The sequence below is a fragment of the Mycobacterium sp. genome, from assembly GCF_032162605.1.
Classification (GTDB): Bacteria; Actinomycetota; Actinomycetes; order Mycobacteriales; family Mycobacteriaceae; genus Mycobacterium.
Genome location: NZ_JAVROT010000427.1, coordinates 1 through 6826 on the forward strand (window position 1 = coordinate 1; position 6826 = coordinate 6826).

At 65.6% G+C, this 6826-nt stretch carries 7 protein-coding genes; all 7 read right to left on the reverse strand.

The annotated features are described in order from the left end of the window. Positions 1-51: 51 nt before the first annotated feature. The 7 genes from QOI01_RS24010 to QOI01_RS24040 all read right to left on the reverse strand — a co-directional run bounded on the left by QOI01_RS24010 (position 52) and on the right by QOI01_RS24040 (position 6757). Entirely contained in the window at positions 52-417 is a 366-nt protein-coding gene (locus QOI01_RS24010) for a F0F1 ATP synthase subunit epsilon (RefSeq protein WP_526385407.1), read from the reverse strand. Between the two features lie 71 nt (positions 418-488). After that, on the reverse strand, positions 489-1922 hold the full coding sequence (atpD, locus tag QOI01_RS24015; protein WP_526385409.1) for a F0F1 ATP synthase subunit beta: 1434 nt from the start codon (positions 1920-1922) through the stop codon (positions 489-491). Positions 1923-1967: 45 nt separating this feature from the next. Continuing rightward, positions 1968-2891 (reverse strand): F0F1 ATP synthase subunit gamma, encoded by a 924-nt coding sequence (locus tag QOI01_RS24020; protein ID WP_526385411.1) that lies wholly within the window; start codon positions 2889-2891, stop codon positions 1968-1970. Between the two features lie 23 nt (positions 2892-2914). After that, positions 2915-4564, reverse strand: a complete 1650-nt coding sequence (atpA, locus tag QOI01_RS24025) for a F0F1 ATP synthase subunit alpha (protein ID WP_526385413.1) — start codon at positions 4562-4564, stop codon at positions 2915-2917. 78 nt (positions 4565-4642) lie between these two features. After that, positions 4643-5977, reverse strand: a complete 1335-nt coding sequence (locus tag QOI01_RS24030; RefSeq protein WP_526385415.1) for a F0F1 ATP synthase subunit B/delta — start codon at positions 5975-5977, stop codon at positions 4643-4645. Then, positions 5978-6493 (reverse strand): F0F1 ATP synthase subunit B, encoded by a 516-nt coding sequence (locus QOI01_RS24035; RefSeq protein WP_526385417.1) that lies wholly within the window; start codon positions 6491-6493, stop codon positions 5978-5980. 9 nt (positions 6494-6502) lie between these two features. Next, entirely contained in the window at positions 6503-6757 is a 255-nt protein-coding gene (locus QOI01_RS24040) for a F0F1 ATP synthase subunit C (RefSeq protein ID WP_140699582.1), read from the reverse strand. Positions 6758-6826 lie beyond the last annotated feature (69 nt).

Sequence of the window (6826 nt, forward strand, 5' to 3'; positions counted from 1 at the left end):
AGCACACCGACCAGCGCGGCCATGACGATCATGGACGCGCTCACCGGCGACTCAGTCGATCTCGCCTAGGGCACGCAGACGCGCCCTGCCCCACGCTGCGGTGCGCTCGTCATCCGACTCGGAGTCCCGCTTGGCCTCGTCGGCGTCGATCTCCGATTCCAGTTCGGCGTTCTCGACCAGGATCCGGACGGCTTCTTCGGTGACGGACAGGAAACCCCCGTCCACCGCGATGCGAAGATCCTCCTCTCCCTCCCGCTCGACCCGCACCATGGCGTCGTCGACCAGTTGGGCCACCAGCGGAATGTGCCGTGGCAGGATGCCGATCTCACCGGCCGTGGTGCGGGTGAACACGAACGTTGCCTCACCCGACCACAACTCGCGCTCGACGGCGACGATCTCGAGGTGGAGTTCAGCCATGGCACACCGCCTTTGGAGTCAGAACGGGCACGACGATCATCAGTATCCTCGGTTCTTCGTGCAAGTGCTCATCACAGTTTGGCGCCGAAGGTCTCGGCCTTCTTCGCCAGGTCCTCCAGGCCGCCGATGAGGAAGAACGCCTGCTCTGGCAGGTGGTCGAACTCACCCTTCGTCAGCTTGTCGAAGGCTTCGATGGTCTCCTTGAGCGGAACCGTCGAGCCGGGCTGACCCGTGAACTGCTCCGCCGCCATCATGTTCTGGCTGAGGAAGCGCTCGATGCGACGCGCGCGGTTGACCAACTGCTTGTCCTCTTCGGACAGCTCGTCGACGCCGAGGATGGCGATGATGTCCTGAAGGTCCTTGTAGCGCTGCAGAACCCGGATGACCTCCTGGGCGACGCGGTAGTGCTCGTCACCGACAACGGCGGGGTCCAGGATCGTCGAACTGGACGCCAACGGGTCCACCGCGGGGAAGATGCCCTTGGAGAACACCGCACGCGAAAGTTCCGTGGTGGCGTCCAAGTGCGCGAACGTCGTGGCAGGCGCCGGGTCGGTGTAGTCGTCGGCGGGCACGTACACGGCCTGCATCGAGGTAATGGAGTGACCGCGGGTGGAGGTGATGCGCTCCTGCAGCTCGCCCATCTCGTCGGCCAGGGTCGGCTGATAGCCCACCGCGGACGGCATACGTCCGAGCAGCGTCGAGACCTCCGAACCGGCCTGCGTGAACCGGAAGATGTTGTCGATGAACAACAACACGTCCTGGTTCTGCTCGTCGCGGAAGTACTCCGCCATGGTCAGCGCCGACAGCGCGACCCGCATACGGGTGCCGGGCGGCTCGTCCATCTGGCCGAAGACCAGGGCCGTGTCCTTGAGCACGTTGGCGTCGGCCAGCTCGACCCAGAGGTCGTTGCCCTCGCGGGTGCGCTCCCCCACGCCGGCGAACACCGACGTACCACCGAAGTTGCGGGCGATGCGGTTGATCATCTCCTGGATGAGCACCGTCTTGCCCACGCCGGCACCGCCGAACAGGGCGATCTTGCCACCGCGGACGTACGGAGTCAGCAGGTCGACGACCTTCAGGCCGGTCTCCAGCATCTCGGTGCGGGGCTCCAGCTCCGAGAATGGCGGGGGCTTGCGGTGGATTGACCAGTGATCGAAGTCCTCGCCATAACCGGGCTCGTCCAGGCACGCGCCGAGCGCGTTGAACACGTGGCCCTTGACGCCGTCGCCGACGGGCACCGAGATCGAGGCGCCGGTATCGGTCACCTCGACGCCACGAACCAGTCCGTCGGTGGGCTGCATGGAGATCGTCCGCACCAGGTTGTCCCCGAGGTGCTGGGCGACCTCGAGCGTGAGGGTCTTGGCCATCTGCTCGTAGGTGATCTCGGCGTGCAGCGCGTTGAACAGCTCCGGTACGGAACCGCGCGGGAACTCGATGTCGACGACCGGGCCGGTGATGCGGACCACGCGACCTGCGGTCTTGGAATCTTCTGCGGTGGCAGTCATTTTCTCTTCGCTTCTCTTTGCTTCCGGTGTTGTGTCTATCGAGGGCTACCGAGCGTCGGCGAGCGCGTTGGCGCCACCGACGATCTCGCTGATTTCCTGGGTGATCTGGGCCTGGCGCTCACGGTTGGCTTCCAATGTCAGCGCCTTGATCAGGTCGTCGGCGTTGTCGGTGGCCGCCTTCATCGCACGGCGGCGCGATGCCGACTCCGACGCGGCGGCTTCCAGCATGGCCGAGTAGACGCGCGTGGCGATGTACCGCGGGAGCAGGGCGTCGAACAGCGCCTCCGCGTTGGGCTCGAAGGAGAAGAGCGTCTGCGGCCCGTCCTCCTGCTCGCCGACGTACTCGATCACCATCGGCGCGATCCGCAAGGTGAGCGCCGACTGGGAAAGCATCGACTTGAACTCGGTGAAGACGATGTGCAGTTCGTCGACGCCGAGGATGCCGTCGTCGCCTGGATCGTCACCGTCGTCGTCGCCACCGGCGAGGAACGCCGCGACCAGGGTGTCGGCGATCTCTCGCGCGTGTTCGTACGTCGGCCGCTCGGAGAAACCGGTCCAGGATTCCGCCACGTCGCGCTCACGGAACCGGTAGTAGCCCAACGCCTTTCGGCCGACCGCATACACGATGGGCGTCTTGCCCTCTTCGCGTAGCAGCGAGAAGAGCTCCTCGGACTGACGCAGGACGTTGGCGTTGTAGCCACCGCAGAGACCACGGTCCGACGACACCACCAGCACCCCGGCCCGCTGGGGCGACTCCCGCTCGACGAGCAGCGGGTGATCCAGCGCGCTGGCTCCCGCCAGCTCGGTGAGCATGCTGGTGATCTCCGTCGAGTAGGGCCGCGCCGCCCGGACTCGGGCCTGCGCCTTGGAGATTCGCGACGTCGCGATCAGCTCCTGGGCCTTGGTGATCTTCTTGATCGACCCGGCGGAGCGGATTCGTCCGCGTAGTTCGCGCAGTGTTGCAGCCATGTGCTCTCCAGACCTCTCCGGTCCTACTTCTTCTTCGGCGCCGGCTTGCGGACCTTGACGGATTCCTTCTCGACGTCGTCGGGGTCGAGCGCCTCGGCCTCAGCTTCGTTGTCGACCACCGAGCTTCCGTCAGTGGCGGCGAACCCCTTCTTGAAGTCGTTGACGATCTCCGTCAGCTTGTCCTCGGCCGCTTCTGGGAGCTTCTTGGTCTCCCGGATGTCCTTCAGGATTCCGTCGTGACTGGCCTTCACGTGCTCGAGGAATTCGGCCTCGAAGCGATGAACGTCTTCCACCGGAACGGAGTCGAGGTGACCCTTGGTGCCCAGGAAGATCGCCACGACCTGCTCGTCGACGGACAGTGGGCTGTACTGAGGCTGCTTGAGCAGCTCGACGAGGCGGGCGCCACGCTCCAGCTGAGCCTTCGAGGTGGCGTCGAGGTCGGAGGCGAATGCGGCGAAGGACTCCAGTTCGCGGTACTGAGACAGGTCCAAGCGGAGACTTCCTGCCACCTCTTTCATGGCCTTGATCTGGGCGGCTCCACCAACACGCGATACCGACACACCGACGTTGATGGCGGGGCGCACACCCTGGTTGAACAGGTCGGTCTCCAGGAAGCACTGACCGTCGGTGATCGAGATGACGTTGGTCGGGATGTAGGCCGAGATGTCATTGGCCTTGGTCTCGATGATCGGCAAGCCGGTCATCGAACCTGCGCCCAGTTCGTCGTTCAGCTTGCCGCAGCGTTCCAGCAACCGCGAGTGCAGGTAGAACACGTCACCGGGGTACGCCTCGCGGCCCGGCGGGCGGCGCAGCAGAAGCGAGATCGCGCGGTAGGCCTCGGCCTGCTTGGTGAGGTCGTCGAAGACGATGAGGACGTGCTTGCCGTCGTACATCCAGTGCTGACCGATGGCCGAACCCGTGTAGGGCGCAAGCCATTTGAAGCCCGCAGGGTCAGACGCCGGGGCCGCGACGATGGTGGTGTACTCCATCGCACCGCCCTCTTCGAGGGCGCGCTTGACGCTGGCGATCGTGGTGCCCTTCTGGCCGATCGCGACGTACACACAGCGCACCTGCTGCTTGGGATCGCCCGTCGCCCATGCCTCACGCTGGTTGAGGATGGTGTCGACGCAGACCGCTGTCTTGCCGGTCTTGCGGTCGCCGATGATGAGCTGGCGCTGGCCACGGCCGATGGGCGTCATGGCGTCGATGGCCTTGATGCCGGTCTGCAGCGGCTCCGAGACACCTTGGCGCTGCACGACGGACGGCGCCTGGAGTTCCAGCGCACGCCGGGTGTCGGATTCGATGTCGCCCTGAGCGTCGATCGGCTGGCCCAACGGGTTGATCACGCGACCGAGGAAGGCGTCGCCGACCGGCACCGAGAGCACTTCGTTGGTGCGCTTGACCTGCTGGCCCTGCTCGATCTTCTCGAAGTCGCCGAGGATCACCGCGCCGATGCTGTGCTCGTCGAGGTTCAGCGCGACGCCGAGGACGCCGCCCGGGAACTCGAGAAGCTCCTGGGTCATGACCGAGGGCAGGCCCTCGACGTGGGCGATGCCGTCACCAGCGTCGATGACCGTGCCGATCTCTTCACGCTGGGTATCGGCGGTGAACGAGGATACGTACTCCTCGACGGCACCTTCGATGTCAGCAGCGGAGATTGTCAACTCTGCCATGATTCTTCGTCTTCCTACTTTTGGATGTGGGTGGTGAGTAGTTGGGGCCGGTCCGTCGTTTCCTCGCGCGAGCGCTCGTCAATCCGGTAGCTGGTTCTGCGCGGCTGCCAAGCGGGATGCGATGGAGCCGTCGATCACCTCGTCACCGACGGTGATCGAGAGGCCGCCGAGGAGCTCGGGATCGACGTGGAGCTGGGCGGACACCGGGTGGCCGTAGATCCGCGTCAACAATTCGACGAGCCGTGCCCGTTGGGCGTCGCTGAGTTCTGCGGCGGCGCTGACGTGCGCGACGACCTCACCGCGACGCGCCACCGCGAGCTCGGCGAGATCGACGACTGCCTCGTCGGCACGCTCGCCGCGAAGCTGTCCGATGGTCTGCGACAGCAGCGCTGCCGCGATGCCGTCGACACCCGAATCGTCGATAACCCTGTCCAGCAGTGCGATTCGACCGTCGGTCGACGTGGTGTAGTCGCTCAGGAGTGCGGAGAGCCGCGGCTCCGAGTCCAAAACACGGCCGAACCGGAACAGCTGGTCCTCGACTGCGTCGACCTGGCCTTCGACCTCGGCACGCCTCAAGAGCGCGAGACGGGCCACGTGCTCGACACCGTCGACGAGATCGGATTCGGCCGACCACCGCTGCGAAGCAGCAGCCTTGACCAGGCTCACGGCGGGGGCGCCCACCTTGTCCGACAGCAGCCTGTCGACCAGACGCACCTTGGCGGAGGGGTCGTCCGTCGGTTCGGCGAGATGCTTGGCGAGCGACGGCTCGGCGATGAGCAGTCTGACCACCGACGCCAATTCATCGGCCAAGGTGCTGAGGCCGTCGGCATCGAGATCAGTTGCCGCTTCGTCGAATTCGCCACTAAGCGCGATGAGCGCTGCACGGCTGGCGGCACGAAGCCTCGCTGAGGCGCCCGTCTCGATGGTCGCTGTCGCGGGTGCCATCTGGTCGAGCTCGTCGAGGAAACGGTCCACCGTCGCGGACTGCGCGGCGGGTTCGGCGACGTGGGCACGCACCAGTTCGTCGGCCTTCTGCACCGACCCCTCGCCGAGACCCTGCCGCAGCTGCCGGATGAGCTGCTGCCGCATCAGCTGGACCTGTTGTGCACCTTGGGCCTTGAGCCGTTCGGCTTCAATGCCCGCCTGATCCCGCAGTTGGCTGGCGATGCGCTCGGAGTCATGCCGAGCCTCGTCGGTGACCTTCGACGACTGGGCCTTCGCGTCCTCGAGCGCCTTCGCGTGCATCGCGTCGGCGTCGGCGAGTTTCTGCGCAGCCTCGGCGCTCTCGGCGAGTGCCGCGCGCACCGCGTCCTGCTGCTTCTGCATCAGGCCCTTCACCGGCGGCACGACGTAGCGCCACAGGATGTACACGATGACGGCGAATCCGATCAACTGGCCGATGAATGTCGACATTTAGCGGCTCCCGCCCGAGTTCACGTCTACGCCGAGGATGCGGCTGGCCAGGGTGGCTGACAAACCATCCACGGACGAGTCCAATTCAGCCTGCGTCGACGAACGCTGTTCGGACAGTTGCTCATCCGCGTCGCGCACCGTCTCCGCGACCTCGCCGCTGGCCTCGGCCCGCTTCTCGTCGATCACCTGGCGACCGGCCGTACGGGCCTCATCACGAATCGACGAAGCCTCCGTACGTGCCCCCGCCATGGCCTCGTCGTAATCGGCCTGTGCGGCCGTGACCTGCTCGGCCGACTTGCGGCTATCCGCGACCGTCTTGGCGAGCATGGCCTCCCGCTCGGAAAGGACCTTGCTGATCGGTGGCACAACCCATTTCGTGATCACGCCGAGCACGATCAGGAAGATGATCAGCACGACGAAGAAGGTGCCATTGGGGATCAGGAAGTTGCTGCCCCCGCCGCCCGCTCCTCCCGCCGCCTGGCTGGCCGCCAGGATCGTTGCGCTCAGTTCACCCATGCCGACGGACTATTTCAGGCCCGGCGTGGCGAAGACGAACAGCGCCATGAACGCCAGGTTGATGAAGTACGCGGCCTCCACCAGACCGACGGTGATGAAGAACGGCGTGAACAGACGGCCCTGGGCTTCGGGCTGCCGTGCGATGCCGGAGATCAGCGCGTTACCGGCGATGCCGTCGCCGATGCCCGCGCCGATTGCGCCGCCACCCATGATCAATCCACCGCCGATGAGAGCACCGGCCGTGATGAGGGCGTTTGGATCCATTCCTTATTCCTCCTTGGTAACTGGTGGTGGTGCCACCAGGACTGCTGGTCGTACGGGGTCGTACAGGCT